This is a genomic window from Streptococcus sanguinis (genome assembly GCF_001078705.1).
GTDB lineage: Bacteria > Bacillota > Bacilli > Lactobacillales > Streptococcaceae > Streptococcus > Streptococcus sanguinis_D.
Window position 1 is genome coordinate 289,412 of the sequence record NZ_CDMW01000001.1, and the last position, 26,550, is coordinate 315,961.

Consider the following 26,550-nt stretch of genomic DNA (forward strand, 5'->3'; position numbering starts at 1 on the left):
TTTTTCAAGGTCATAACTTCTACCTATAGCAAACAATAATTACAGTCAATGGAAGTTGGGAAATAAGCTTTTGCGGTTATGGAGAAAACTGTGTTATAGTTTAAAACTATATCAAACTCTGAAAAATTCCAATTATACAGAGGGGGGATTTTCTGATAAGATAAAATCAAGAAAAATTTTGGAGGACGTTTATGTCAACGACTATCATTGGTTTCCCACGTTTGGGCGAATTCCGCGAATTGAAATTTACAACTGAAAAATACTTTAGACATGAAATCTCAGCAGAAGAGCTTCTGGCTGCGGCCAAAGAGCTGCGCGCTAAGCACTGGAATATTGTTAAGGAAAAAGGAATTTCAGAGCTTCCGTCCAATGACTTTTCTCATTATGACAATGTGCTGGATGCGGCCTTTCTCTTTAACGTGGTGCCGTCATCTGTGCAAGGCTTGGAGTTGACTGACTTGGAGCGGTATTTTGCCTTGGCTCGTGGCTATCAGGGCGAAAAAGGGGATGTCCGTGCCCTTCCGATGAAGAAATGGTTCAACACTAACTACCATTATATCGTTCCTAAATTTGAAAAAGAAACCCAAGTCAAGCTGGCTGGGCATAAGATTTTTGATGAATTTGCAGAAGCTAAAGAGTTGGGCTTGGTAACCCGTCCTGTTGTGGTCGGTCCATTCACTCTCCTGCAAGTATCTGACTTTGAAGACGGTGTGGCTCCGGCTGACTTTGTAGATGCACTAGCTGCAGCTTATCAAGAAGTTTTTGCAAAATTAGCAGAGCTGGGTGCAGAGCGTATCCAGCTGGATGAGCCAAGTCTGGTCAAGGATCTGTCAGCAGAAGAAAAAGCTCTCTTCTTGGATCTTTATAAGAAGCTTTTGGCGGACAAGAAAGGCTTGGAAGTCTTAATTCAAACCTACTTTGGTGACGTTCGTGACATCTATGCAGACCTTATAGAGTTGCCAGTAGATGCGATTGGTCTGGACTTTGTCGAAGGCAAGAAAACTCTTGAACTTGTCAAAGGTGGTTTCCCAGCTGATAAGACACTTTATGCAGGGATTGTCAATGGTAAGAACATCTGGCGCAACAACTACGAAAAGAGCTTGGCGGTGCTTGAGCAAATCCCGGCTGAAAACATCGTCTTGACAAGCTCATGTTCGCTGCTCCATGTGCCATTTACGACTGCTAATGAAGAATTTGAACCAGCAATCTTGAACCACTTTGCCTTTGCGGTGGAAAAATTGGATGAAATCCGTGACTTGGATGCTATCCGGAATGGCGGCGGTGCAGAAGCACTTGCTACCAACAAAGAACTCTTTGCGACTGAACGTGTTGGGCAAAATGCAGAACTTCGTGCTCGCATCGCTGGCTTGACGGATGCAGACTACACTCGTTTGCCAGCCTTTGAAGAGCGTGAGGAAATCCAGCACAAGACACTCAATCTGCCCCCGTTGCCAACTACGACAATTGGTTCCTTCCCTCAAACCAAGGAAGTCCGTGCCAAACGCTTGGCTTTCCGCAAGGGCGAGCTGTCAGCAGAAGACTATGACAAGTTCTTGGCTGAGCAAATTGATGAATGGATCAAGTGGCAAGAAGAAGTCGGCTTTGACGTGCTAGTGCATGGTGAGTTCGAGCGTAATGACATGGTTGAGTACTTCGGTCAAAACCTGTCAGGTTACCTCTTCTCTAAGAATGGTTGGGTACAATCATACGGTATGCGTGGGGTGAAACCACCAATCATCTGGGGTGATGTGACTCGTCTCAACCCAATCACTGTTAAATGGTCTAGCTATGCACAAAGCCGTACAGACAAACCTGTTAAGGGCATGCTGACTGGACCTGTAACCATCCTCAACTGGTCATTCCCACGTGAAGACATCTCTATCAAGGATTCTACCCTTCAAATCGCCCTGGCAATCAAGGACGAAGTGCTTGACCTTGAAGCTGCAGGTGTTAAGATTATCCAAATCGACGAGGCTGCTCTTCGTGAGAAATTACCACTCCGTCGTAGCGACTGGTACGAAGATTACCTTGACTGGGCAATTCCAGCCTTCCGTCTAGTACACTCAACAGTAGCGCCAGATACGCAAATCCACACTCACATGTGTTACTCAGAATTTACAGATATCATCCCAGCTATCGACAACATGGATGCGGACGTGATTTCCTTTGAAGCTAGTCGCTCTAACTTGGAAATCCTGGACGAGCTCAAGGCTAAGAACTTCCAGACAGAAGTGGGGCCTGGAGTTTACGATATCCACTCACCGCGTGTGCCAAATGAAGGAGAAATTGACCATACGATTGAAGCCATCTTGGCTAAGGTGCCAAGCAGCAAGGTCTGGATCAACCCTGACTGTGGTCTTAAAACTCGTGGTATCCCAGAAACCAAGGCTAGCTTGGTGCGCTTAGTAGAAGCAGCCAAAGCAGCTAGAAAACACCTAAAATAATCCTCCTGGAACCTCAAAAGTTGATCTTGATGGAGGATACCCCAAAATTGAAGCAGAGCTGACAATCCTGCAGAATCTGTTCTTTTAGGATTGTCCTCGGCTATCACTACCATCATTGAAAGGAACTTTTTGTTATATGGTTCGTCGTCATACACCCAGTCTCTCATTTGAAGTATTTCCTCCCAATCCGGCAGTAGGCAATGATAAGATTTTTCAGGCGTTGAGAGAGATGCAAGATCTGGCTCCTCACTTTATCAGTGTGACAGCCAGCAATAATAAGTTTGACATTGAGGAGACGACGGTTCGTTTGACGGAGTTCATCGCCAACGACCTCAAGATTCCGACGATTGCTCACCTACCTGCGGTCTATCTAACCAAGGACATGGTGTCCAATATATTGCAGTCTTTGGATCGGGTTGGTGTCCATCAGATTTTGGCTTTGCGAGGGGATATTTTTCCAGATGTAGCGCCTAAGGATGATTTTACCTATGCGACTGACTTGATTGAATACATCAAGACAGAAGCGCCGCACTTTAACATCGTCGGAGCCTGCTATCCAGAGGGCCATCCGGATTCTCCAAATCAGATTTCGGATATTCAAAATCTGAAGAAAAAGGTGGATGCTGGCTGTTCTAGTTTGGTGACCCAGCTTTTCTTTGACAATGAGCGCTTCTATGATTTTCAGGACAAGTGTATTTTAGCCGGTATTGAAGTGCCTATTCATGCTGGGATTATGCCGATTCTCAACCGCAATCAGGCTCTGCGCCTGCTCAAGACCTGTGAGAATATCAAGCTGCCAAGAAAATTCCGGGCTATTCTGGATAAGTACGAACATGATCCAGAGTCTTTGAGAGCAGCTGGTTTGGCTTATGCTGTGGACCAAATTGTTGACTTGGTGACCCAAGATGTAGCGGGCATACACCTTTACACTATGAATAATGCTGCAACAGCCTATCATATCTATAAGGCTACCCATGCTCTCTTCAATCATAATCCATCCGTCCAATCTTTTTAAGATGAATGAAGAAACCACTAATCAGATTCAGTTGCTGTTTAGTGGTTTTTGTTTTATAATAAGGATAAAAAAATTATCTAAATCTAAGGAGAAGCTGATGGAGCATTCGCTGACCTTGGTTAAGTCTATGCAGTTTGGCCAAGAAGATTGTTTTTTTGCCTTCTGTGGTTATTCAAAAACGGAAGCCCATCATAGCTTTGGGCCGGCTGTTCGGGATGTTTATGTCATTCATATCGTACTGGAGGGACGGGGGACTTACTCCGTTGGCAATCAGCGTTATGATTTGCAGGAAGGGCAGGGCTTTGTGGTGCCACCGGGTCAGTCGGTCTTTTATCAGGCTGATGGAGAAGAGCCTTGGTCTTATGTCTGGATGGGATTGGGTGGACGCCTCTTGCCTCCTTATCTGCAGGCTCTGGGCTTACAGTCTGGCCAATGGTCTTTTGAGCTGACTTCTTTGCAGGAATTTAAGGCCTTGGTCTTTGAAAGTCTGGCTTACGAAGGCAGCGGAATAACAGCTGAACTAGCTCTGCAAAGGCAAGTTTATCGATTCTTAGAGCTCTTGTCCCAACGTCTTAAGCAGACATCCTTAATCACGGAAAGCCGTCGAGTCAATCCTTATGTCCAGCAGGTATTGGAACTGCTGAGTAGCCATCTGCCAGAAAGTTTATCTGTGCAGGAGTTGGCGCAGAAATTAGCGCTACACCCTTCCTACCTATCTCGGCTTTTCAAGGATGAAGTAGGAAAGGGTATTAAGGAGTACAGTAATGATTTGCGACTCAATATGGCAGCTGATTTGCTGACGAGCAGCCAGCTTTCGGTGGAAGAGATTGCCAATAAGACAGGCTTTGCCGGAACCCAGAGCTTTTCAAAAGCCTTCAAGAAGGCACGTGGCCAGTCGCCCCTGAACTTTCGCAAGGCTAGCTCTCATCTGGGGCAGGAGCTGTAAAAAGTCACATTTGGATAAATAAAACTAGAAAGAAAGGCTTACCAAAAAGGGGAGCCTTTTTTATAATGAAAGGAGAAGCATGATTGCAGACTGCGAAAGGAGAAGATCATGAATAAGGCGAGTATTTGGTTTAACGAAGAATGTCGGCAATTTCATCTGACTAACGACGAGGTTTCTTATATCTTTCGGGTTTCGGAGGATGGTAAACTCTTGCAGCTTTACTACGGCGCGGCAGTACCAGAGAGGGATTATTCTTATCTGGTGGAGCTGCAGCATCGGCCCATGACGACCTATCGGAAAGAAGGGGATTTACGCTATTCTTTGGAGCATGTGCGGCAGGAATTTCCAGAATACGGCACGACAGACTTTCGCCATCCCGCTATCTGTCTGCGGCAGGAAAATGGCTCGCGCATTACTGATTTTGTCTATGTCAGTCATCAGATAGTAGATGGTAAGCCAGCTTTAGAGGGGCTGCCCGCTACTTATACAGAGACTCAAACGGAGGCTAAAACTCTTATCTTGACCCTGCGAGATGAGTTGACAGAAGTTGAAGTTCAGCTGTTTTATACGATTTTTGCTGATTGGCCGGTTATCGCTCGCTCCAGCAAAGTGATTAATCAAGGTAGGGAAACTTGCTACTTGGAATCCCTAGCTAGTCTGTCGCTGGATCTGCCAGATGCTGATTATGACTGGCGGCAGCTATCGGGAGCATGGGCCCGGGAACGCCATATCAAGGAGCGCCCGCTTCAGCAGGGGATTCAGTCTATTGAGTCAACCCGCGGCATTTCCAGTCCCCACCACAATCCTTTTGTAGCTCTTAAGCGACCGGAAACGACTGAGTTTTCAGGTCCAGTGCTAGGAGCGGCCTTGGTGTATTCAGGTAATTTTCTCATTCAGGCTGAGGTGGACACCTATGATGTGACTCGGCTGCAGATAGGCATCAATCCTCTCGGTTTTGAGTGGAAGCTGGCTGCGGGCCAGTCCTTTACCAGTCCAGAAGCTCTGCTGGTATATTCTGAGCAGGGCCTCAATGGCATGAGTCAAGTCTTTCATCAGCTATTTCGTCGACGTCTGGCTAGGGGCTACTGGCGCGAGCGAGTGCGTCCTGTTCTCATCAATAACTGGGAAGCTACCTATTTTGACTTTAGTGAGGATCAGCTGCTGGAGCTTGCTGAAAAGGCTCAGCAAGTAGGGGTGGAGCTCTTTGTGTTAGATGATGGCTGGTTTGGCCAGCGGACTAATGATCGCACTGGGCTGGGTGATTGGTTTGTCAATCCAGACAGGCTGCCGCAGGGGCTGGGATCGCTAGCAGAGCGAATTCACGGTTTAGGTATGAAGTTCGGTCTTTGGTTTGAGCCGGAAATGGTCAATAAGGACAGCCAACTCTATCGAGCTCATCCTGACTGGTTGCTGGCAGTGCCAGATAGACAGCCCCACCATGGTCGGAACCAGTTTGTTTTGGACTATTCTCGGCCGGAGGTGGTGGATGAAATCTTTGAGCGGCTGTCATCAGTTATCGAGGAAGCGCAGCTGGATTATATCAAATGGGATATGAATCGCCCTCTGACGGATGTCTTCTCAGCTGCCTGGCCAGCTGATCAGCAAGGAGAGATTTTTCACCGCTATGTCTTGGGTGTTTATGACTTGTATGAGCGTTTGATCAGTCGCTATCCGAGATTGCTATTTGAGTCCTGCTCTTCAGGTGGAGGCCGCTTTGATCCAGGTATGCTCTACTATGCTCCTCAAGCTTGGACCAGCGATGACTCGGATGCGATCGAGCGCTTGAAAATCCAGTATGGAACTAGCCTTCTCTATCCGCTTTCATCCATGGGAGCCCATGTCTCCATCGTGCCCAATCACCAGACCAATCGTCTGACTCCGTTGAAGACGCGGGGGAATGTCGCCTTTTTCGGTTCCTTTGGCTATGAGCTGGATCTTAATCAGCTAAGCCCAGAAGAATTGGCTGAAGTCAGGGAACAGATAGCTTTTTACAAGCGTCATCGAGAGCTAATTCATAATGGAACGTTTTATCGACTGCTGTCGCCATTTAAGGGAGAGGGGCAGACAGCTTGGATGGTTGTCAGTCAGGATCAGAACACTGCACTATTAGGCACTTTCAAGGTCCTCAATCAAGTCAATCGCTCTCATCAGCGCTTGCAACTGAAAGGGCTGGCTGTGGATAAGGTCTATCGACTAGAGGGGCGTGTCTATACTGGGGCTGAGCTTATGCGAGTTGGACTGGTCACCACGGACGCTTCCAGCGGTCAGCTTCTGGAGGATTCTGAGCAAAAGCCAAGCTATGACTTTGATTCCAAACTCTGGCTGTTTGAAGCAGAAGATGAGTAGATAAGATGGGAAATAAATCATAACCACCCGTCTAACGGGTGGTTATGATTTATACTTGACTGTAGGTTTCACGACGACTTAGTTTTGCGTCTTCTTTTTTGCAGGGTATTGGTTGAGCTTGCTCTTCTGCCTTCCACTCACTTCGAGTAAAGACCATGGAGAGTAGTGTCAGAGCCGCAAAGGTTGATCCTACGTACCAGTAGGGCATATCCAGCGTCGTGGAGCGGCCAGATAGATTGACGATGCCACGGAAGAGCATGCCAGCTGTCATGATGGCTACTGCTGAGTTCCAGAGGTTGAGGCTGAGCCGAGAGAGATTAGGAATAACCTTCATAAAGAGCAGGAGGAGGATGCCACCCACCAGAGGAATGACAAAGAGGTAGTGCATGTGGCTAGATGTTTCGCCGAAGCTGAAGGATTCATAGATTCTGCTGAAAGCAAAGAAGAAAATAGTTAATAGTGCGTAGATAAGAGCTGTTTTTCTAAAACGTTTTTTGCTGGGATTAGTAACCGATGTAGACAATATCACTCACCGACCTTTCTGAGATAGTATTTCCGTTGGTTGTAGGTTTGTTAATGACCTGACCGTTAAAGTAAAGTGTAGAGGAGCCACCGCCGTCAAGGTTATAGGCAGTCTTGACACCATAAGATTTCATGATTTCTGCCATCAGGTAGAGGGAAAGTCCCTCGCTTTCTGAGGTGCGTCCGTCTGAGACGATGATGATGTAGTGGTTTTCGTCAATGATACCGATAGCTGTCCGAGGATTGGAAGACATGGACTGGCTGACTTCGGAGTTGGTATCAACGACAATTTCGCCATTTTCTACAAGAGATGGGCCGAAAGCCAAGAGATTGACCACGCCGTCTTTGACCAGTTGATCAGCAGAGACTTGGTCTTCATAGATAATCTTGAAGGAGCCGTCTTTGTAAATAGCTAAATCCCCATTGCTGGAGTCTTCTCGGACGGTATCGCGGTAGACGACGCCATTGCGGATGACATAGCCGGTTGTATTGGCTCCATAGTAGTCACCGTTAACCGCTAGGATAGCATTGTTGTTGGCAGCCGTTTCCGAGGTTTTTGCCGTGACATTGTTTCCATAGGTGTTTTGGGCAAAGGCTGTTTTCAGATATTCTGATGAGCTAACAGTCACGTCAGCGATGTAGACTTGGGTGTTGCTGACGGTCTTTTCAGTTAGCGTGACTGAGATGTTGTCGTCTGAATAGCTGGTATCCGTCACAGTCGCTGTTTCCGCAGCCTTGCTGGCAGCCTCGGTATTGGACGACGAACTTGCGCTTGAAACCGTGGAAATGGTCTCTGCGATGACGAAGGTTTTCAGCATGGAGTAGCTGAAAGAAGCTGTCAGAAGCAGCCCGAAAATGGAGGCGTAGGCATAGCGTTTCTTTAAAAATTTCATGATGCGGTGTGTGTCCTTTCCTTAAAAATAAATCTCTTTTGCACCATCCAGGAGACGGTGAAGAGTAAGATGCCGGCGATAATTTTGACAATCAGAAGATTGAGACCAAAGACAGCATAGAAGAGGCGAATCAGCAGTGTGTCTAGGATAAAGAGCACTACAGCTAGGCTGAAATAGCCAGTTCCTGTCTTGAGTATACTGTCGTCGTTCTTAAAGACCAGCCTTTTATTGGTCGAATAGTTAAAGATTGAGCTGGTCACGCGGGCAATCCCATTTGCGAGAAGAATTCTCAGGCTGGTCGGCACAGCAGCTAAAAACAAGAGAGCCAGTGCGTAGACGATATAGTCGACGACGAAACTGCTGAGAGAAGTCAGAGCAAATTTGAATATATTTTTATAAATCATGAGCCCATCCCGAATTGGTCGGAAGTGCGAGCCTTGATTGTCATTGATATAGACCGTCTCAATGGGCACTTCCAAAATGCGATATTCCTTGCTGGCTTCTAAGAGCATGTTCATTTCATACTCATAGCGCTGGCCCTCTACCTTTAGCATAAACGGAATCATGTTGGTCGTAAAGGCTCGTAAGCCTGTCTGAGTATCGGAGACACTCACGCCAGTTTGGACTTTGAAGAGAGCCCGAGTCAGACTGTTACCGAAGCGGCTGCGCAGAGGCACCTTGCCAGTAAAAGCGCGTGCTCCCAGAATCAGCTGATTGGGATTTTCAGAAGCCTTGCTCGCTACGCGGAAAATATCCCAGACCTTATGCTGGCCGTCTGCATCTGCTGTTACCACCGTTCCATAGATCTTCAGTGCTTGGATAAAGGTAAAAGCAGTCTTCAGCGCTTGCCCCTTGCCTTGATTGACCTGATGACGGAGCACGGTCGCATACTGCTCTGCCTGCTCAAAGACTATCTGGCATTTGGAAGAGCTGCCGTCATCGATAACAATGATATGAAAATCACCTTTATGGTGAGTTTTTTTTATCAGCTTAATAAGATTATAATCAGGCTCGTAGGCCGGAATCACTAGAAAATCCATATCCATACCTCTTTCTTAGATGATTTGTAGAAAGTATACAGACTGCGGCTTAAAGATTCCTAATATAAGTTAGTTTTAAGAAAATGTTAACATTTCTTTAAGGAAAGAGCATGGGTAGAATGTGGTAGAAATGCGATAGGAAGAGGGGGTAAGGTGAAGTTGTGGGATGAATTATAGAGTATGAAAGGTGATTTATGTATATACTTATAAAAACTAGAAAATTCAAATGTTGGCAATCTATTACTATGATTCAAATATAAATATTGGGAAAATATTTTCCTGCAACAAAAAAACGACCCTAACGGTCGTTTTTTGGGTATTACTCCACTTCCAATTCTTCTTGGTCAATTTTATGGGCTGTTCGGTAGGCTTGGTAAAAGATAAAGACAGCCAGAGCAGTCATGGCAGGGACGATGATTGGGATATCTGTTTCGATAGCAGTCAGCGGTGAGTTCCAGAAGAAGTGGAGAACGAAGGCTGCTAGGAAGTAGAAGAGCCCCACTCGGAAATAATTTTTCTGAGTTTTGGCATAGCGTAGCATGAGAGCTAGACCGAGAGTGGTTAGGGCGGTGTAGAGCCAGTGAGAGGCGACGCCGCCAGTGATACGGCCTAAGATACCAGAGATAGTGAAGGAGAAGCCTTCGGGCAGGTCAGAGAGGATATAAGAGAAGTCCTCGCTAATCTGAAAGCCCATGCCGGCCGTTGTACCCAGCATCAAGAAGGATTTGAGCTTTTTGACGGGGACTAGATAGACAGCGAAGGCAACTGCCAACAGCTTGAGGGGTTCTTCAACCAGCGGAGCTGCGATGGCATTTTCTAGGTCACTGAGCAGAGTATTTGGGAAGCTGGTGCTGACCCATTCGTGGATATAGGTGTTGGCCAAGCCAGAGGTCCAGCCAGAGATGAAAAGGCCGCCTAGCAGAGCTACCCCAAGGCTAAGTGCAGGCGTCTGCCATTTTTTTCCCAGTTGACGAATCAAGAGCAGGGCAGGGACGATATAGAGCAGGGCCAAGAGGGCTGACAGTCCGACAATCCCATAGGAAGTGCCTGACATACTGCCAGTAGTATAGGCTTGTGTCTCGTATTCTAAGCCAATCGCGCTCAGAAGGAGAAAAATGAAAAGAACAATATTTTTCTTCATAAGTAACTTTCTAAAATTTTATTTTCATCCTAGTATAACAAAAAAATCCTAAATAAAACCAATTTAAAAACTGGAAATTAAGGATTAGTATAATACTTTACTTGCCAAACTGTCTCTTTTTGTTTATATTAGTTCTATAAGGTTTCTTGGAGGCGTTTGCATGTCGAAAAATCTGTTGAGGTTGAAATTGCTAGGAAGTCCGAGTGTCTTTCTCAATCAGGAGGAAGTCTTTTTTCCTTTTGCTAAAATCAATGCTCTGCTTTACTATCTCCACATCAATGGAGCAGTCAATCGGGAGGAGATTGCAGGAATCCTCTGGGAAAACAAGGATAACCAGACCGCCAAAAAGAATCTGCGCAACACAATTTATCAAGCTAACAAGCTACTAGGTGGGGAATGGATTGTCGCTCCCAACCGGACTGTTCTGTCGCTTAATCCTGAGTGTGCGATTGAAAGTGATGCAGAACTTTTCACGGACCGTCCTGCGGAGCATCTGTCGCTCTATCAGGGGGATTTTCTGCAGGGCTTCTATCTCAAGGACAGCGAAGCCTTTGATTACTGGGTGTCTAAGATGCGGACGCGATATGAGCAGCTTTATATCCAAGCCTGCTACCAACAGCTGGAAACAGAAAAAGATCATCTGGATTTGGAAGAGGCTGAGCGGAATTTGCGCCGCTTGATCAGCATTGATGAGTTTGATGAGAAGAACTACCATCTGCTCATGAAGCTCTATCAGGATAATGATCGGCCTGGCAAGGTGATAGAGACCTACTACAAATTGGTCAATATTTTGGATAAGGAACTGGGCATTAGCCCTACGGAACCTATCCAGCAACTATATCATGAGGTGCTTGCCAAGGACCGTAGCGAGCGTAAGACCAAGCAGTTTCTGCGCAATACGGACCACTTTTTCGGGCGGGTCGATGAAATCAAGCGCTTGGAATCTTATTTCTCTAAAGTGATAGAGACTCAGGAAGCGGGTGCTCTGGTCCTAGTCGGTGGTACTGGTATCGGAAAGCGGACAGTGACTCGTCAAGTACTGGCCAATCAGACCAAGTATTTCCAGATTGTCATGGCTGAGTGCTTTAAGGAAGAGATGAAAGCAGAGCTGCAGCCTTGGCGTGGTTTGCTGGACGGTCTGGGGGATTTGGTCATTCAGCACCAGATTCTCTCTATCAGCCAGTGGCAGGTCATTTTGGAGAGTTATTTTCCCATTTTGACAGGCGGCACTTCTAGTCTTCAGTTGGATGCGGACAAGCTGGCTCAGTTTGTGGTGGATATTCTGCAGAAGATTTCTAAGATAAAAGCTTTGATTGTCTTGATTGAGGACTGTCACTGGATGGATAAGTCCAGCGTTACTGTCTTGGAGCAGGTTATGAATCATTTGACCGGCTATCCTGTGGCCTTTGTGCTGACCAAGCATCTGAGCACCCCTTCTTATTTGGAACATTTTTTCAATCACCTGCTGGTACGCAATAAGCTGGGCTTTATTGAGCTGCAGCCGCTGAATTTTAAGGATAGTGCAGCTTACTTGCAAGCCCAGACAGGTCAGTTAGCCATATCTGAAGAAGGCCTTGAGGATATTTATCGGGTCAGTCAAGGCATCCCTTTCTTCCTATCAGAGTATGCTGAGCAGCTCCTGCGAGGAGAGAAGTTTCATCCGCTGACTCCGGCCATCAAGGCCAAGCTGTCTCTGAAGCTGGATTACCTGAGCAGTCAAGAGGAAGAGTTGGTGGACTATCTGACTTGCTTTAGGGCTCCTGCGTCGGTTTCTCTCTTAGCTAGATTATTAGGGCTGCCGATGGAAGAAGTGGTCGAAATCACTGAGGAGTTTGGACAGAAGCAGCTCTTGATGGAAGAGGAGCAGGGCGAGGAATTGGTAGTGCGGTTCAGTCAGGAGCTTTTGAGAATCTACGCCTATGAGCGCCTGTCACTTGCCAAGAAGCGAATACTGCATCACCAGATTGCCCAAGGCATGGAAGACCAGCTGGGAGACTCTCTCCATCATGCCCAGCTGCTCAATGAAATCGCCTATCACTACAAGATGTCCAAGCAGCCGATTAAGTCTCTGGAGTACGAGCTGCATTATCTCGAGGCTACCCTGCAGTTTCATCACGAGCTCTTTCCAATTTATTCGCGGGAGTTTGGTTTTATCGAAAAGACGGATGATAGCAATCAGTCTGCAGTTTTGGACCAGTTTGAGCGTATCCGTCGGGAGATAGAGGGCTTAGAGAGAAAACACCAGAATCACAAGGATTTTCAGCTATTGGTTCTTCGCTTTCTCTATCTGGAAGGGCGCTATGCTATCCGGACGGGGAATTACCAGCAGGGAATGGACAATATCCAGCAGGTGATTATTTCGGCCAAGGAGCTGCAGCAGATGGATTTTCTCCTAGAAGGCTATCGGCAGATGATTTACTACTGTATCCAGACGGAGAATATCCCTGAGATGCGCTACTATACGGAGCTGGCTCTAGATGCTTCGGTCCAGGCCAACAATCACGAGGCCATTGCTATCAACCTCCGGCTCAAGGGGCTCTATCATCTCATGATTGGAGATGAGGAGCAGTCGCTTCACCATCTCTATCAGTCTATTGATTGTTTCAGCTTGACGGCTTCGCTGCGTTCCAAGTACTCGATTCAGATTGCGGCGGCTCTAGACTATCTGGCAGAGATTGAGCAGATTCGCGGAAATTTCACGACTGCGCTGACCCATCAGAAGGAGGCCATTAAGCTGACGGAAAATAAAACAGCAGAGCCTTCGATTTTTGCTTTCTACATCGGCTTGGGTATGACCTATTATCAGCTGAAAGATTATGAGCAGGCGGAGCGAATTTTCCTCAAAGCTAAAACAGCTTTGAAATCTCTCAGCTTCCCTTGGAAAGAGACCCAGTTGGAAGTGTATTTGGCCTTGATTGGCTGTGAGAAGAGAGATTATCTGCCTGTGCTTGATCTTCTGCGGAAAAAGGATAGCCTCATTAGTCGCTATGGCAATCCGCGGGACAAGGGGTTGATTTACTATCTGATGGCTGTGATTAAGTATCGCCTGCTGACTGGCAGCTTGCAGCAAGCAGGCTTTGAAGTCTTGCTGGATCAGGACTTTGACACCTACTATGAAACGGCCAAAAGCCAGCTCAATCCCTACCGAGATCGGCACCAACTCAAGGAATTAGAAAACTTACGCCAAGGTCTGTATCAGGCATTAAGCACAAAATAAAAGAGGATGAAAGCAATGTTCATCCTCTTTTGATGTTTGTAATGAAGTTTTTAAATGCCTATCAGTCATGTGCTTGCGCCCAGACTTGGGTCAGGTAAAAGACAAAGCTGGCTGCCAGATTAGCCGTATGGTTGTCTATATCGTGAGGCGGAGAGACTTCGACGATATCAAAGCCGATCAGTTTGCCTGAGGCAGCGATGTGCTGGAAGACCAAAACAGCTAGATTGGGATCCACACCTAGCGACTGAATGGCACTGACGCCAGGCGCTGCACCAGCTGCGAAGCAGTCAATATCAATGGTCAAATAGACCTGCTCCTTGCCGGTCAAAAAGGTATCGACCACCTTACAGACTTCCTTGTAACCCATTTGGTACATATCCATTCCAGTCAGAAACTGGATAGCCTTGGATTTTGCCACAAAGTCAAAGAGAAAGAGATTGTTATTATGCTCCTGAATCCCTAGGATAAGGTAGTTAAAGGCCTGCTTTTGAGCCAGAGTGTCATCGAACATCTGGCGAAAACCGGTACCAGAGTTAGGACCAGTCTGGTCATAAGGCCGCAAATCAAAATGGGCATCCATATTGATAACGGCCAAGTCTTGGTCAGGAGCTAGTGACGACTTAAGTCCCAGATAGTGGCCGTAGGCTGTTTCGTGGCCGCCACCTAGGACAATAGGCCGGAGATTAAGCTCTCGCAGGCGTTTGACTGCTCGAGCCAAGCTTTGCTGCAACTGCTCCAGAGAGCGGTTAGGACCGTCAATATCGCCAACATCAAAGACGCGGACGTTTCTGCCCAGATGCCAAGGAAGCTTGGCCAGCTGGGTTCGGATAGCTTGTGGTCCTTCGACAGCCCCCACTCGGCCATGGTTGATATAAACCCCTTTGTCACTCTTGAAGCCAATCAAAGCAAAGTTGACCCCGTCAAAGGGTTTTAAGTTAGGGTCATTTAAGTCCAAAAACTCAATAACCATCCCCCATTTGGCAGCATATAAATCATCATCCAGTCTCTTATGATAGTAGCTGTTATCTAGCTGATAGTAATCTTCTAACATGATTTTGTCCTTTTCCATAACGATACTTGCGACTTTATTATAAGAGTTTCCCGCAAGCCTGTCAATGACTTTTGGCGGGAAAAGAAGCCCAGCTGAACGAGAGCGGGCTTCTTATGTTAGCTTTTTTACAGAGCCACCAGCTTTAGAACTGAATGCTCAAGTCTACAGCCTTTTCAACTACTGCTAGGAATTCTTCGTTTTCAATCAGCTCAGAAGCCTTGTTGAGCTCTTCATAGATTTCGATGTCCTTATCAAACTCGATAAAGCGGACATGCTGACGGAAGAGGTCGTAGGCCGGTTTAGTTCCCTTGCCCAGTTCATGGTTTTCTGGTTTCAGATCCAGAGCTTGGCAGGCTGCCATGATTTCTGTTGCCACGATGCGGCGAGAATTCTTGAGAATCTCAGCTGCCTTGCGTGCTGCAGTAGTTCCCATGCTGACAAAGTCTTCTTGGTTTTCACAAGATGGGATAGAGTCTACGCTGGCTGGATGAGATAGAACTTTGTTTTCAGAAGCAAGTGAAGCACAAGCATACTGGGTAATCATAAAGCCAGAGTTGAGTCCTGGGTGTTTGACTAAGAAGGATGGAAGCTTGCTCAGTTGGCTGTTGACCAGGCGTTCCACGCGACGCTCGGATACATTACCGATTTCAGAAATAGCGATACCGAGGAAGTCGAATGGCTGAGCCATTGGTTCACCGTGGAAGTTACCGCCTGAGATGACATGCCCTTCCTTGGTGATGATAGGGTTGTCTGTAACAGAGTTGATTTCAATCTCAACCTTGGTCTTGACATAAGCGATAGAGTCCTTGCTGGCACCATGAATCTGCGGAATACAACGCAGGGTGTAAGGGTCTTGGACCCGTTGTTGAGTGGCTACGGTTGTGTTGCCACTGCCTTCTAGAAGGTTGCGGATATTGCGTGCTGTAGCCAGCTGTCCGCTTTGAGGACGGATGGTATGTAAGTCTTCTTCGAAAGGACTGGTAATACCATTGTGGACTTCCATGGAAAGAGCACCAGCGACATCTGAAAGTTTAAGCAGCTGGATGGCATCGTAGGTAGCCAGCGCTCCGATACCTGTCAGGACAGTCGTTCCGTTAATCAGCGCCAGGCCTTCCTTGGCTGCTAGATCGATTCTCTTGATGCCGGCCTTGTCCAAAGCTTCTTGTCCAGAGAGCAGTTCACCTTGATAGTAAGCGCGACCCAGTCCTAGCATAGGCAGAACCATGTGAGCCAGCGGTGCTAAATCTCCAGAAGCTCCCAAAGAGCCTTTTTCCGGAATGTAAGGCACGACACCTTTATTAAGCAATTCCAGAAGTTTTTCAACAGTAGAGAGACGGATACCAGAATAGCCTTTGACCAAGGAATTAATACGAATTAACATAATCGCACGGACTGCATCTTCAGGCAGGGGATCGCCATAGCCTGAGGAGTGCGTACGGATTAGGTTTTCTTGCAGTTGAGTCGTATCTTCTGGTGAGATGCTGACATTGCAGAGAGAGCCAAATCCAGTTGTAACACCGTAGACCACCCGCTTTTCGCGGACGATGTCATCTACGATTTTACGAGAAGCCTCCACAGCTTCCTTTGCTTCTTGGTTGATTTCGCAGGTGGCTCCATGACGAGCCACTTCGATCACATCTTCAAGTGTTAGACTGTTTCCGTCTAAGTGAATCAATTTTGACATGTAAAATCCTCCATTATGGGATATAATGCTTAGAGTTAGTCAGGGTTAGTAGGAACTTGTTTTCGACCGTGCATGAAGTAGTAGACTAAGCTTGCAACGGCAGCACCAATGACACCATAGACTACGTTCATCGGATTATCAGCTACAATCATAACCAGGCTGACAACAACAGCTAAGACTGGGATGATAGGGCCGAATGGTACACGGAAGACAACCTTCTTTTCTGGATACATTTTTCTGAGTTTCAAGACCGCCAAAGCAGTTGGAATGTATTGGAAGAAACGGAAGACCACGCTGAGGGTTGCCAATTCTTCAAATTTACCAGAGAAGAGTAGGGCGATGGCACATGCTCCAGAAATGATAATTGCTACAACAGGAGCGTTTTTAGAGTTGGTTTCTGAAATTTTCTTAGGGAGCAAGCCTTCATCTGCGATGGCTGCACCATAACGTGGTACCATGATGGATTCCCCGATATTAAGACCGGCGATTGAGATAAGGGCACCAATAGAGACAATCCAAGCACCAGCAGGGCCAATCATTGCTACGAAGGCATCTTGTACAGAAGCATCCGTCTGCATAATATGGTTACCCAGCATGGCGATGGTTCCAGCGATAATGAGCATATAAAGTACAGAAACGATACTAATGGAGCCTAGGATAGCCCGAGGCACGTTCTTTTCTGGGTTGCGCATTTCACCGGCAACGATAGACATGGTTTCAAAGCCAATGAAGCCATAGAAGATATAAACGGCTGTGTTGGCAATAGCAGTCATGACATTGGTTCCAGGTTCAAGCTGTAGGAAAGGAGTGAAGTTTCCTTTGTCTATTCCACCTTTGATAAAGAAGATGGCACATGCTGCAAAGGCAATGATTGGAATCAACTTAGCTACAGTTGCGGCCAGTGTGAAAAATTTAGAGGTCTTCAAACCAGCAATATTCATCAAGCTAAGCAAGACAATCAAAGTGATACTAAGAACTAGTTCGTAAGGAGTAAAAGCTGGGAAGGTAATGACGAAGAGTCGGGCAAAACCGGCAGCCATTGCTGACCAAGCGATGATGGTTACGACCCAGCCTAGAAAACCTACATTAAAGCCGATAAAGTCTCCAAAGGCCGCTTTGGAATATTGGAAAGCTCCGCCGTTTTTATTAAAATAACCAGCAGTTTCTGCCAAGCAGACGGCTAGGAGAATAACGAGGAGGGCAGTTCCAAGCATGACAGCTAGAGAGGCAGGACCAAGTCCTTTATAAATCTTTTGCGGTAGGAGGAAAATCCCTGAACCGATAACGGCATTGATACCGTAGAGAGTTGCACCGGAAAAGCTGAATTTCGCTTTTTCCTGTTCTTGTTCTTGTGCAGTGAGTTTAGTTGCGTCCATAATAATGTTTCTCCTTTAGAGATATGGGATCCTTTCCAAGTAAAGATAGAATGGTGACAAGGCATCATGGTATCTTTACCTAGTAGGGATGTGGGTCAAACCAGCCCATATAGCAAGGGGCGCACCTTTTGGCTGGTTACTCGAAAACATTATTTGCAGCTCAGTTTCCTGAGTCTCTTTTTCCACTATCAGAAGCTGCTCTGTCTCTAGGTTAAGTGCTGGCAGGTTTGTTCCCGTCACCGTCAAATCACCTAAGGCATAGATAAATTGAATTTCGTCATCTCGGCTAAGCTCTTGCCCATTTGAGATAGCAATCATCTGTCCCTGATAATGGTTGCTGTAGATTAAGTTAAAGTCGGTACAAGTCCCCCGACTTGTGATAGAATCACTCCCTTCAAATACATAGGGAGTAAAGGGAGCTAGAACCGTTTCCTCCTGCCGACTGGCATTGTGGAGATGAAGTGTGTGGTCCAGGCTCATGAGAATGCGGTGAAAGCCGCTGAGGTCAGAAAACTGACTTTCAGCCAACTCCATAGTTGCTGTCGAGAGTCGATAGTCAAAGTCACGCTTGCCATAGTGGCCAGTTGGCGGGGAAAGATAAAGCTGTTTTGTCTTTCCCCCCGACCAATCGGAAACTTGAAAATCGTTTGCTCTTAAAAGGGTTACATGTGTCATTTTTGGTATTTATTAGAACAAACCGCTGATATTGCCGTCTTTGTCAACATCAATCTTTTCGCTGGCTGGTACTTTAGGCAGTCCTGGCATGGTCATGATCGCACCAGTCAGAGCAACGATGAAGCCTGCACCAGCAGAAACTTTGAGCTGGCTGATAGTCACAACAAAGTCTTTAGGTGCACCTAGCTTTTTAGCATCGTCTGAGAAGGAGTACTGCGTCTTAGCCATACAGATAGGATAGTTGGAGAAGCCCAGCTCTTCCAGTTGTTTGAGCTCGCGTTTAGCGGCAGGAGTCAGGCGAACGCCCTTGCCACCGTATACTTTGGTGACAATTTTGTTGAGCTTGGTCTCAATGGAGTCTTCTTCATTATATACAAATTGGAAGTGATTGTCTCCTTCGGCCAATTCAACAACTTTTTCAGCTAACTCTTTACCGCCGGCTCCGCCATTAGCCCAGACGTCGGAAATCACTACGTCAACGCCGCGTTTTTGGCAGGCGTCATAAACTGCTTGCAATTCTGCTTCGGTATCCAGCGGGAATTTATTGATGGCAACGACTGCTGGCAATCCATAAACATCTTGAATGTTTTCCAGATGTTTTTCTAAGTTCGGCAGTCCGTCTACAACAGCTTGGACATTTTCTTCAGCCAAATCACTCTTAGCCACACCACCGTGCATCTTGAGAGCGCGGATGGTAGCAACCAGAACTACAGCCGATGGACGAAGGCCAGATGTACGACACTTGATATCAATGAATTTTTCAGCACCCAGGTCAGCACCGAAACCAGCTTCGGTGACTGCATAGTCGCCATATTTGAGAGCTAGTTTGGTAGCTAGGACACTGTTACAGCCATGAGCAATGTTAGCAAAAGGTCCACCGTGAATCAAGGCTGGTGTGTGTTCCAGAGTTTGAACCAAGTTTGGATGGATGGCGTCTTTGAGGACAGCAGCCATAGCGCCACCAGCTTTCAGATCCTTAGCAGTTATTGGCTTGCCTTCAAAGCTATAGCCAATGATGATTTTTTCCAAACGGTTCTTGAGATCGGTAATATTTTCTGATAGACAGAGAATAGCCATAACCTCAGAAGCAACTGTAATGTCGAAACCATCTTCACGTGGAACACCATTGACCTTGCCTTGTAAGCCATTTACGATGTGGCGTAGTTGCCGGTCATTCATATCCACTGCCCGCTTCCAAGTGATGCGGCGAGAGTCGATGCCTAAGGCATTGCCATGGTGGATGTGGTTGTCAATGAGGGCCGCCAGCAGGTTGTTGGCAACACCGATGGCATGAAAGTCACCAGTGAAGTGGAGGTTGATGTCCTCCATCGGCACCACCTGGGCGTGACCACCGCCAGCAGCTCCGCCCTTGATACCAAAGACAGGTCCGAGTGAAGGCTCCCGCAGAGCGATAACGGCTTTTTTACCGATAGCAGCCAGAGCATCGACCAATCCGACAGAAGTCGTGGTCTTACCTTCTCCTGCTGGTGTCGGAGAAATAGCTGTCACGAGAATCAGTTTGCCGTCTGGCTTGTCTTTTAAAGCTTCTAGTTGGCCGGCACTGATTTTTGCCTTGTAATTTCCATAAAGAGACAAGGCGTCTTCAGCAATTCCTAGCTTTTCTGCCACCTCTTTGATGGGTTTCATTTGAACCGAATTCGCAATTTCAATATCTGATAAAACCATATTGTTACCTCTTGAGAAAAGAAAGTCCATTCATGGGAAAGAGTGGACTTCTCTTCCGTTTATCTATTAGACAACTTTCAAAATTTCTTGATAAATATCATCTGCTAGAGAGCAGCCTTTTTGTAGGAGCTCTTCACCCTTGCTGCGATAGTCTGCGACGAATGCTTCATCCTTGACACCTGACAGGTTGATGAGGACATTGAGCCAAGCCCCTTGCAGACCAGCCTTAAGGTTGAGAGCTGCGACTCCCAGGTCGCTGGCAGCATTGGTATTGGACTTGCCAACAGCCTTTTGAGTTGTTTGCAGGGCAGCCAAGATGTCTTCCATCATGCCATAAGGTGACTTGGTCGCTTCCTTGAGGGCTTGCTGCATAGCTTCCCGACGAGCAGCCTTATCTTCCTCTGTTTCCTTAGGCATATCAAAGACGGCGGAGACCAGATTAAAGGCTTCAGTGTCCTTGTCAATAGCTGCGAGCAGGCTTTCTTGGAGGCGGGCGCTTTCTGCATGCACTTGAGCAATTTCTGCTTCAAATTCTGCGTATTTTTTCTTGCCAAGGGTCAATTCACAGACCATTTTGGTTAGGGAAATACCGTTCGCTGCTGAAAGAGCAGCGGCAGAGCCGCCTCCTGGTGCAGGAGCGTCTGAGCCTAGGACTTGGGCGAATTCTGTCAAACTTAAATCTACTAATTTCATAGGTTTCTGTCCTCCTAGCCCAGCAAATGGTTTTCCAGAACTTGCTTGCCGTAGTCAAAGTCTTCGATTTGCAGATAGTATTCTGCTGCATCAATCAAAGCCTTAGCTGGCGCCAAACCAATGACTTCTGAGCCGAGGATTCCAACTCCGTAGCGCTTAGCTTCAAAGCGAACAGTTTCAAAGACACGATAGAGTGGGAATTTTTCCAGATTGACCATGTTGATGGAAACCTGAGCAATGTTGCGGTCTTCCAGCATAACGCCAATCGCTTTACAGTATTTGTAGCCACCGCTTGAACCACGGATGATTTTGGCAATATTGTTGGCAATTTCCAGATTGTCTGTATCCAAGTTTATGTTGTAGGCAATGAGCGGCATTCTAGCTCCGACAGCAGTGACACCAGCAGTTGGGTGAATCTTTCTTTCACCGTAGTCAGGCGCCCAGTCAGCTTCCAAGAGTTTTTCAGGCATGCCTTCAAATTGTCCTTTACGGACCTTAGCCAAGTTCTTACGCTCAGGACGAGTCGCTGCATCTTCATAGAGGAAGATAGGGATACCGAGCTCACGGTTGATCCGCTCAGATACAGTCTTCGCAATTTCTACGCATTCCTCACTTGTGATGTCTTTGATCGGTACAAAAGGCAGGACATCAGTTGCGCCCATACGAGGGTGTTCACCCTGGTGTTTAGTCAAGTCAATATTTTCAGAAGCGTATTTAACCAAACGGAAAGCAACTTCCTGAATGTTTTGATCATCACCGACCAAGGTAAAGACGCTGCGGTTGTGGCTGGCATCAGAAGAGTGGTCCAGAAGTGTTACACCTGGCACGCTCTTAGCTACTTCCACTAGACCGTCAATGACCGCTTGGTTGCGGCCTTCAGAAAAGTTAGGAATACATTCAACAATTTTTGCCATAAGATATTACCTCGTGTTATATGTTATTAAAATTACAAAGTGAATAAAGTGGAACTTCCAGCTGAGCTAGATGTGAGATCTAGCTCAGTTCAGAAGTTGGGGGACAAGTTTTTCCTATTCGAACAATTTCTTAACAGATTCTTTGACCAAATCTTCGTCAGTTAAGTACGGAATGGTGATGTGGTCTGTTCCTTCATGGAGACGGTTGTACTCGATAGCTGTTTCGATAGCATGCTCATTGCGAGCCCAGTTACGACGAGCGACTCCGCCGATTGTATCCCAAGCGATAGCAGATTTGATGATTTCATCAATGCGTTCGCTGCCGTCCAGTACCAATCCAAAGCCACCGTTGATAGACTTACCGATACCAGTTCCGCCACCATTATGGAGAGCTACCAGACTCATACCGCGAGCTGCGTTACCAGCGTAACATTGCACAGCCATGTCGCAGGTTACATTAGAACCGTCCTTGATATTAGAAGTTTCACGGAATGGAGAGTCCGTACCAGATACGTCGTGGTGGTCACGGCCAATCATGACAGGACCAATCTTGCCTTCACGGACTAATTCATTGAACTTGAGGGCGATATTGACACGGCCCATACAGTCTTGGTAGAGAATGCGAGCCTGAGTTCCAACAACCAACTGGTTCTTTTCTGCATCGCGAATCCAGTTGTAGTTGTCGCGGTCTTGGTAGCGGCGGTTAGGGTCGATTACTTCCATAGCTGCATGGTCAGTAGCGACTAGGTCTTCGTGCTTACCGCTCAGACATACCCAACGGAAAGGACCATAACCATAGTCAAAGAGCATTGGGCCCATGATATCTTCGACATAAGATGGCCAAATGAAGCCGTCTTTGTCGTCAAAGCCATTCTTAGAAATTTCCTTGATGCCAGAGTCATAGACTGCCTTCATAAATGCATTACCGTAGTCAAAGAAGTAGGTACCGTTGCTAGTTAAGGTCTTGATTGCCTTGAAGTGACGTTCCAAGGTTTGGTCAACCAACTTAGCAAAGGTTTCCTTGTCTTCAGCTAGGAGGCGTGTCCGTTCTTCAAAGCTGATACCAGCCGGGCAGTAGCCGCCGTCATAGACATTGTGGCAAGAAGTTTGGTCAGACAGCAGATCTACATGGATATTGTTCTCGTTGACATATTCCAAGAGGTCTACGATGTTACCATGATAGGCAATAGAAGTTGATTCACCAGCTTCCAGAGCTTTTTGAGCCAAGTCGATAGCTTCTTTCGGACTTTCGGCTAACTGGCTAATCCAGCCTTGGGAGTGACGAGTTTCAATCCGAGAATAGTCTACCTCTGCCACGATTGCTACAGCTTTAGCAATTTCGGCCGCTTTCCCTTGAGCTCCACTCATGCCGCCCAGACCAGAAGAGATGAAGAGTTTGCCAGTCAGGTCGCCATCATCAGCTACACCTAGTTTCAAACGTCCAGCGTTAAGAAGTGTATTGAAAGTACCATGGACGATACCTTGAGGGCCAATGTACATCCAGCCGCCAGCTGTCATTTGACCGTAGTTGGTCACGCCCATTTCTTCAGCAATTTCCCAGTCCTTCATGTTGTCGTACTCACCGACCAAGAGGCCATTGGTAATGATAACACGAGGTGCTTCTGGTTTAGATTTGAAGAGTCCGAGTGGGTGGCCAGATTCCACGACCAAGGTTTGATGGTCGGTCATGATTTCCAAGTATTTCATGATGAGGTTGTACTGCATCCAGTTGGCGCAGACAGATCCAGTTTCACCATAAGTAACCAATTCATAAGGATAGAGTGCGATTTCAAAGCTCAGGTTGTTGTCAATCATAACCTGCATAGCCTTGGCTGCAGTACAGTTCCCTTTATACTCATCAATTGGTTTGCCGTAGATGCGTTCTTTTGGACGCCAGCGGTAGCCATAAATCCGTCCGCGAGTTTTCAGTTCTTCCAGAAATTCTGGAATCACTTCCTCATGGAATCTCTTCGGAATATAGCGAAGGGCATTTTTAAGAGCAATTTCGGTTTGAGCTTGAGTCAAACGGAAGCCCCGGTCAGGTGCTCGACGGATGCCTTCTTGGAAAACTGTTTTTTCAGGCAGTACATCGTCTAATTTGACGGTCATTGCTCCTGCAATTTCATTTTCGCTAAAGTATGACATGAAAAATCCTCCTTTTAGTCAAGTGTAAAATATCTTTCTCCTACATTCTATAAGACTCCCGTCCATAAAGAGTCAAGAAAATGACAAAAACAGTAAAAAAAGCGGGGCTCCTATCTTTTACAAGCTTTTGACTATAATTTGACGATAGTGTATTATGATGAAAAGCAAATATGTCGGAAAATGAAATGGAGGAACAAGCATGACTGCTGATTTACTATTAACTCACTTTAATCAAGTCTTCTGTCCCAAGGATCTTGGCCATCCCCTTTTTGGCGAGGAGATGAAGGAAGCTCAAGTTTTGGAAGACGGCTACATTGCAGTCAAAGACGGCAAAATCCTAGCAGTTGGAAGCGGAGAGCCGGATGCCAGTCTGGTTGGACCTGATACTAAGATTCAGTCTTATGAGGGCAAGATTGCTACACCTGGCTTGATCGACTGTCACACTCACTTGGTCTACGGTGGCAGCCGGGAGCATGAATTTGCTAAGAAGTTAGCCGGTGTCCCTTATCTGGAAATTCTTGCTCATGGCGGTGGTATTCTCAGTACAGTCCGAGCAACTCGAGAAGCTTCTTTTGACACTCTCTATGATAAGTCTAAGAGACTGCTGGACTATATGCTGCTGCATGGGGTGACGACTGTTGAGGCCAAGAGTGGCTATGGTTTGGACTGGGAAACAGAGAAGCGCCAGCTGGATGTCGTTGGGGCTTTGGACCGTGACCACGATATTGATTTGGTTTCGACCTTTATGGCTGCCCACGCCGTTCCACCAGAATACAAGGGACGTTCTCAGGAATATCTGGAGCTTATCGTCGAGGAAATGCTGCCTCGGGTAAAAGCAGAAAATCTAGCTGAGTTCTGTGATATTTTCTGTGAAAAAGGCGTCTTTACAGCTGACGAGTCGCGCTACCTGCTTTCTAAGGCTAAGGAAATGGGCTTCAAGCTTCGTATCCATGCTGATGAAATCGAGTCTATCGGTGGAGTAGATGTAGCAGCTGAACTGGGAGCAACTAGTGCAGAGCACTTGATGGTAGCGACCGATGAGGGCATTCGCAAGATGGCGGAAGCCAAGGTTATCGGCAATCTCCTGCCAGCGACTACCTTCAGTCTGATGGAAGATACCTATGCACCAGCCCGTAAGATGCTGGAAGCTGGTATGGCCATCACCCTGACCACCGACAGCAATCCAGGCTCTTGTCCGACAGCTAACCTGCAGTTTGTTATGCAGCTGGGCTGCTTTATGATGCGTCTGACGCCAGTAGAAGTTCTGAACGCTGTAACCATCAATGCGGCCTACTCAGTTAACCGTCAAGATAAAATTGGCAGCTTTGATACTGGCAAGCAGGCTGACATTACCATCCTAGACGCTAAGAATATTGACTATCCACTTTATTTCTTTGCGACTAACCTGACCCATCAGGTTTACAAGGCTGGAAAACTGGTCGTCGATCAAGGTAGAATTGTCTAGCCTCTCTAAAAACGAATCTTATTTTTCGAACTCTCTTTGGTAACAGGGAGAGTTTTCTTTATATCAAAACTTTTCCTTGCCATTCTGCTGGAAGTCTGCTATAATAGTTATTTGTGAGCAAACCTCACTTACCCCTTGCAAAGTCTTGGGGTCATTAGACCAAAAGGAGGAAAAATCAATGGCTAAATACGAAATTCTTTATATTATTCGTCCAAACATTGAAGAAGAAGCTAAAAACGCTTTGGTAGCACGCTTTGACTCTATCTTGACTGACAACGGTGCAACTGTTGTTGAATCAAAAGACTGGGAAAAACGTCGTCTTGCATACGAAATCCAAGATTTCCGTGAAGGACTTTACCACATCGTTAACGTTGAAGCAAACGACGATGCAGCTCTTAAAGAGTTTGACCGTCTTTCAAAAATCAACGCTGACATTCTTCGTCACATGATCGTCAAACTTGACGCTTAAGAAGGTAGAATATGATTAATAACGTTGTACTGGTGGGTCGCATGACCCGTGATGCCGAGCTTCGCTATACTCCGCAGAACCAAGCGGTCGCAACATTTACTCTGGCTGTCAATCGCAACTTTAAAAATCAAAGTGGCGAGCGAGAAGCAGACTTTATCAATGTTGTCATCTGGCGCCAGCAGGCAGAAAATCTTGCAAACTGGGCTAAAAAAGGAGCCCTGATCGGAATTACAGGCCGTATTCAAACGCGTAACTACGAGAATCAGCAAGGCCAGCGTGTCTATGTCACAGAAGTTGTTGCGGAAAATTTCCAACTTTTGGAAAGCCGCTCTAATCGTGAAGGTCAGTCATCTGGCGGATACGGTGGGAACAGCTTCGGCGGCAGCACTGCTCCAAGTTATGGCAGTGCAGACTCGTCTAACCAAGTACCGAACTTTTCTCGTGATGAGAGCCCATTTGGCAATTCTAACCCGATGGATATCTCAGACGACGATCTACCTTTCTAAGGATCGAATCTAACTATAATATAAAGGAGAAAACACATGGCTCAACAACGTCGTGGCGGATTCAAACGCCGTAAAAAAGTTGATTACATCGCAGCGAACAAAATTGAATATGTTGATTACAGAGATACTGAGCTTCTTAGCCGTTTCGTTTCAGAACGTGGGAAAATCCTTCCTCGTCGCGTAACAGGAACTTCAGCTAAAAACCAACGTAAAGTAACAACAGCTATCAAACGCGCTCGCGTAATGGCTTTGATGCCTTTCGTAAATGAAGACTAATTAAATTGACAGCAGGCTCTAGCTTGCTGTTTTTTGTTTTATCATT

General features: G+C 46.5%; 21 protein-coding genes. 9 read left to right on the top strand and 12 right to left on the bottom strand.

What is annotated here, in order from left to right:
* The first annotated feature begins 191 nt into the window (after nt 1–191).
* The 4 genes from metE to SSV_RS01650 all read left to right on the top strand — a co-directional run bounded on the left by metE (nt 192) and on the right by SSV_RS01650 (nt 6,751).
* The gene (metE, locus tag SSV_RS01635; RefSeq protein WP_072073412.1) at nt 192–2,444 is read left to right on the top strand and encodes a 5-methyltetrahydropteroyltriglutamate--homocysteine S-methyltransferase; all 2,253 of its coding nucleotides are present in this window, start codon (nt 192–194) and stop codon (nt 2,442–2,444) included.
* Nucleotides 2,445–2,580: 136 nt separating this feature from the next.
* Nucleotides 2,581–3,459, top strand: a complete 879-nt coding sequence (gene metF, locus SSV_RS01640) for a methylenetetrahydrofolate reductase [NAD(P)H] (protein ID WP_072073413.1) — start codon at nt 2,581–2,583, stop codon at nt 3,457–3,459.
* Between the two features lies 1 nt (nt 3,460).
* Nucleotides 3,461–4,405, top strand: coding sequence for an AraC family transcriptional regulator (locus tag SSV_RS01645; protein ID WP_176693623.1), 945 nt, complete (start codon nt 3,461–3,463; stop codon nt 4,403–4,405).
* Between the two features lie 108 nt (nt 4,406–4,513).
* Nucleotides 4,514–6,751 carry an alpha-galactosidase gene (locus tag SSV_RS01650; protein WP_072073415.1) on the top strand — a complete coding sequence of 746 codons (2,238 nt, stop codon included), beginning with the start codon at nt 4,514–4,516 and terminating at the stop codon, nt 6,749–6,751.
* A 49-nt stretch (nt 6,752–6,800) separates the two neighbouring features.
* Here the strand turns inward: SSV_RS01650 and SSV_RS01655 are convergent, their stop codons facing one another.
* From SSV_RS01655 to SSV_RS01670, 4 genes are all read right to left on the bottom strand, one after another.
* A complete protein-coding gene (locus tag SSV_RS01655) occupies nt 6,801–7,274 on the bottom strand; it encodes a hypothetical protein (RefSeq protein WP_176693526.1) in 474 nt (157 codons plus the stop codon).
* Nucleotides 7,255–8,166 (bottom strand): phosphodiester glycosidase family protein, encoded by a 912-nt coding sequence (locus tag SSV_RS01660; protein ID WP_072073417.1) that lies wholly within the window; start codon nt 8,164–8,166, stop codon nt 7,255–7,257. Before SSV_RS01660 ends, SSV_RS01655 begins: the two co-directional genes overlap by 20 nt.
* Nucleotides 8,163–9,212: a bifunctional glycosyltransferase family 2/GtrA family protein gene (locus tag SSV_RS01665; RefSeq protein ID WP_072073418.1), complete on the bottom strand. Its 1,050-nt coding sequence runs from the start codon at nt 9,210–9,212 to the stop codon at nt 8,163–8,165. Before SSV_RS01665 ends, SSV_RS01660 begins: the two co-directional genes overlap by 4 nt.
* Nucleotides 9,213–9,525: 313 nt before the next feature.
* A complete protein-coding gene (locus SSV_RS01670) occupies nt 9,526–10,347 on the bottom strand; it encodes a PrsW family intramembrane metalloprotease (RefSeq protein ID WP_072073419.1) in 822 nt (273 codons plus the stop codon).
* A 160-nt stretch (nt 10,348–10,507) separates the two neighbouring features.
* Between SSV_RS01670 and SSV_RS01675 the strand changes: the two genes are divergently transcribed.
* The gene (locus SSV_RS01675; RefSeq protein ID WP_072073420.1) at nt 10,508–13,564 is read left to right on the top strand and encodes an ATP-binding protein; all 3,057 of its coding nucleotides are present in this window, start codon (nt 10,508–10,510) and stop codon (nt 13,562–13,564) included.
* Nucleotides 13,565–13,625: 61 nt separating this feature from the next.
* Here SSV_RS01675 and hutG read toward each other — a convergent pair whose 3' ends face one another.
* The 8 genes from hutG to SSV_RS01715 all read right to left on the bottom strand — a co-directional run bounded on the left by hutG (nt 13,626) and on the right by SSV_RS01715 (nt 23,788).
* The gene (hutG, locus tag SSV_RS01680; protein WP_141640123.1) at nt 13,626–14,615 is read right to left on the bottom strand and encodes a formimidoylglutamase; all 990 of its coding nucleotides are present in this window, start codon (nt 14,613–14,615) and stop codon (nt 13,626–13,628) included.
* A 142-nt stretch (nt 14,616–14,757) separates the two neighbouring features.
* A complete protein-coding gene (gene hutH / locus SSV_RS01685; protein WP_072073422.1) occupies nt 14,758–16,299 on the bottom strand; it encodes a histidine ammonia-lyase in 1,542 nt (513 codons plus the stop codon).
* Nucleotides 16,300–16,334: 35 nt separating this feature from the next.
* Nucleotides 16,335–17,675 carry an APC family permease gene (locus tag SSV_RS01690; RefSeq protein WP_072073423.1) on the bottom strand — a complete coding sequence of 447 codons (1,341 nt, stop codon included), beginning with the start codon at nt 17,673–17,675 and terminating at the stop codon, nt 16,335–16,337.
* 75 nt (nt 17,676–17,750) lie between these two features.
* A complete protein-coding gene (locus SSV_RS01695) occupies nt 17,751–18,350 on the bottom strand; it encodes a HutD/Ves family protein (protein WP_072073424.1) in 600 nt (199 codons plus the stop codon).
* 12 nt (nt 18,351–18,362) lie between these two features.
* Complete coding sequence (locus tag SSV_RS01700; RefSeq protein ID WP_072073425.1) at nt 18,363–20,036, bottom strand: formate--tetrahydrofolate ligase; 1,674 nt, start codon at nt 20,034–20,036, stop codon at nt 18,363–18,365.
* A 66-nt stretch (nt 20,037–20,102) separates the two neighbouring features.
* Nucleotides 20,103–20,729 (bottom strand): cyclodeaminase/cyclohydrolase family protein, encoded by a 627-nt coding sequence (locus tag SSV_RS01705; RefSeq protein WP_072073426.1) that lies wholly within the window; start codon nt 20,727–20,729, stop codon nt 20,103–20,105.
* 14 nt (nt 20,730–20,743) lie between these two features.
* Complete coding sequence (gene ftcD, locus SSV_RS01710; protein ID WP_012130840.1) at nt 20,744–21,643, bottom strand: glutamate formimidoyltransferase; 900 nt, start codon at nt 21,641–21,643, stop codon at nt 20,744–20,746.
* A gap of 114 nt (nt 21,644–21,757) precedes the next feature.
* Nucleotides 21,758–23,788: a urocanate hydratase gene (locus SSV_RS01715; protein ID WP_072073427.1), complete on the bottom strand. Its 2,031-nt coding sequence runs from the start codon at nt 23,786–23,788 to the stop codon at nt 21,758–21,760.
* Between the two features lie 199 nt (nt 23,789–23,987).
* On the opposite strand from SSV_RS01715, the gene hutI reads away from it, so the two are divergent.
* From hutI to rpsR, 4 genes are all read left to right on the top strand, one after another.
* Nucleotides 23,988–25,253 carry an imidazolonepropionase gene (gene hutI, locus SSV_RS01720; RefSeq protein ID WP_072073428.1) on the top strand — a complete coding sequence of 422 codons (1,266 nt, stop codon included), beginning with the start codon at nt 23,988–23,990 and terminating at the stop codon, nt 25,251–25,253.
* A 178-nt stretch (nt 25,254–25,431) separates the two neighbouring features.
* Nucleotides 25,432–25,722 (top strand): 30S ribosomal protein S6, encoded by a 291-nt coding sequence (rpsF, locus tag SSV_RS01725; protein WP_002896497.1) that lies wholly within the window; start codon nt 25,432–25,434, stop codon nt 25,720–25,722.
* A gap of 11 nt (nt 25,723–25,733) precedes the next feature.
* A complete protein-coding gene (locus SSV_RS01730) occupies nt 25,734–26,228 on the top strand; it encodes a single-stranded DNA-binding protein (protein WP_072073429.1) in 495 nt (164 codons plus the stop codon).
* A gap of 36 nt (nt 26,229–26,264) precedes the next feature.
* Nucleotides 26,265–26,504, top strand: coding sequence for a 30S ribosomal protein S18 (gene rpsR / locus SSV_RS01735; protein WP_072073430.1), 240 nt, complete (start codon nt 26,265–26,267; stop codon nt 26,502–26,504).
* Nucleotides 26,505–26,550: the final 46 nt, after the last annotated feature.

What these genes read in the sequence shown, in the direction of transcription:
- SSV_RS01715 (WP_072073427.1), bottom strand. Translation starts at nt 23,788, where the DNA reads ATGTCATACTTTAGCGAAAATGAAATTGCAGGAGCAATGACCGTCAAA.
- rpsF (WP_002896497.1), top strand. Translation starts at nt 25,432, where the DNA reads ATGGCTAAATACGAAATTCTTTATATTATTCGTCCAAACATTGAAGAA.
- metF (WP_072073413.1), top strand. Translation starts at nt 2,581, where the DNA reads ATGGTTCGTCGTCATACACCCAGTCTCTCATTTGAAGTATTTCCTCCC.
- SSV_RS01660 (WP_072073417.1), bottom strand. Translation starts at nt 8,166, where the DNA reads ATGAAATTTTTAAAGAAACGCTATGCCTACGCCTCCATTTTCGGGCTG.
- ftcD (WP_012130840.1), bottom strand. Translation starts at nt 21,643, where the DNA reads ATGGCAAAAATTGTTGAATGTATTCCTAACTTTTCTGAAGGCCGCAAC.
- SSV_RS01645 (WP_176693623.1), top strand. Translation starts at nt 3,461, where the DNA reads ATGAATGAAGAAACCACTAATCAGATTCAGTTGCTGTTTAGTGGTTTT.
- hutG (WP_141640123.1), bottom strand. Translation starts at nt 14,615, where the DNA reads ATGTTAGAAGATTACTATCAGCTAGATAACAGCTACTATCATAAGAGA.
- SSV_RS01700 (WP_072073425.1), bottom strand. Translation starts at nt 20,036, where the DNA reads ATGGTTTTATCAGATATTGAAATTGCGAATTCGGTTCAAATGAAACCC.
- rpsR (WP_072073430.1), top strand. Translation starts at nt 26,265, where the DNA reads ATGGCTCAACAACGTCGTGGCGGATTCAAACGCCGTAAAAAAGTTGAT.
- SSV_RS01695 (WP_072073424.1), bottom strand. Translation starts at nt 18,350, where the DNA reads ATGACACATGTAACCCTTTTAAGAGCAAACGATTTTCAAGTTTCCGAT.
- SSV_RS01705 (WP_072073426.1), bottom strand. Translation starts at nt 20,729, where the DNA reads ATGAAATTAGTAGATTTAAGTTTGACAGAATTCGCCCAAGTCCTAGGC.
- hutH (WP_072073422.1), bottom strand. Translation starts at nt 16,299, where the DNA reads ATGTCAAAATTGATTCACTTAGACGGAAACAGTCTAACACTTGAAGAT.
- hutI (WP_072073428.1), top strand. Translation starts at nt 23,988, where the DNA reads ATGACTGCTGATTTACTATTAACTCACTTTAATCAAGTCTTCTGTCCC.
- SSV_RS01730 (WP_072073429.1), top strand. Translation starts at nt 25,734, where the DNA reads ATGATTAATAACGTTGTACTGGTGGGTCGCATGACCCGTGATGCCGAG.
- SSV_RS01650 (WP_072073415.1), top strand. Translation starts at nt 4,514, where the DNA reads ATGAATAAGGCGAGTATTTGGTTTAACGAAGAATGTCGGCAATTTCAT.
- SSV_RS01675 (WP_072073420.1), top strand. Translation starts at nt 10,508, where the DNA reads ATGTCGAAAAATCTGTTGAGGTTGAAATTGCTAGGAAGTCCGAGTGTC.
- metE (WP_072073412.1), top strand. Translation starts at nt 192, where the DNA reads ATGTCAACGACTATCATTGGTTTCCCACGTTTGGGCGAATTCCGCGAA.
- SSV_RS01670 (WP_072073419.1), bottom strand. Translation starts at nt 10,347, where the DNA reads ATGAAGAAAAATATTGTTCTTTTCATTTTTCTCCTTCTGAGCGCGATT.
- SSV_RS01665 (WP_072073418.1), bottom strand. Translation starts at nt 9,212, where the DNA reads ATGGATATGGATTTTCTAGTGATTCCGGCCTACGAGCCTGATTATAAT.
- SSV_RS01690 (WP_072073423.1), bottom strand. Translation starts at nt 17,675, where the DNA reads ATGGACGCAACTAAACTCACTGCACAAGAACAAGAACAGGAAAAAGCG.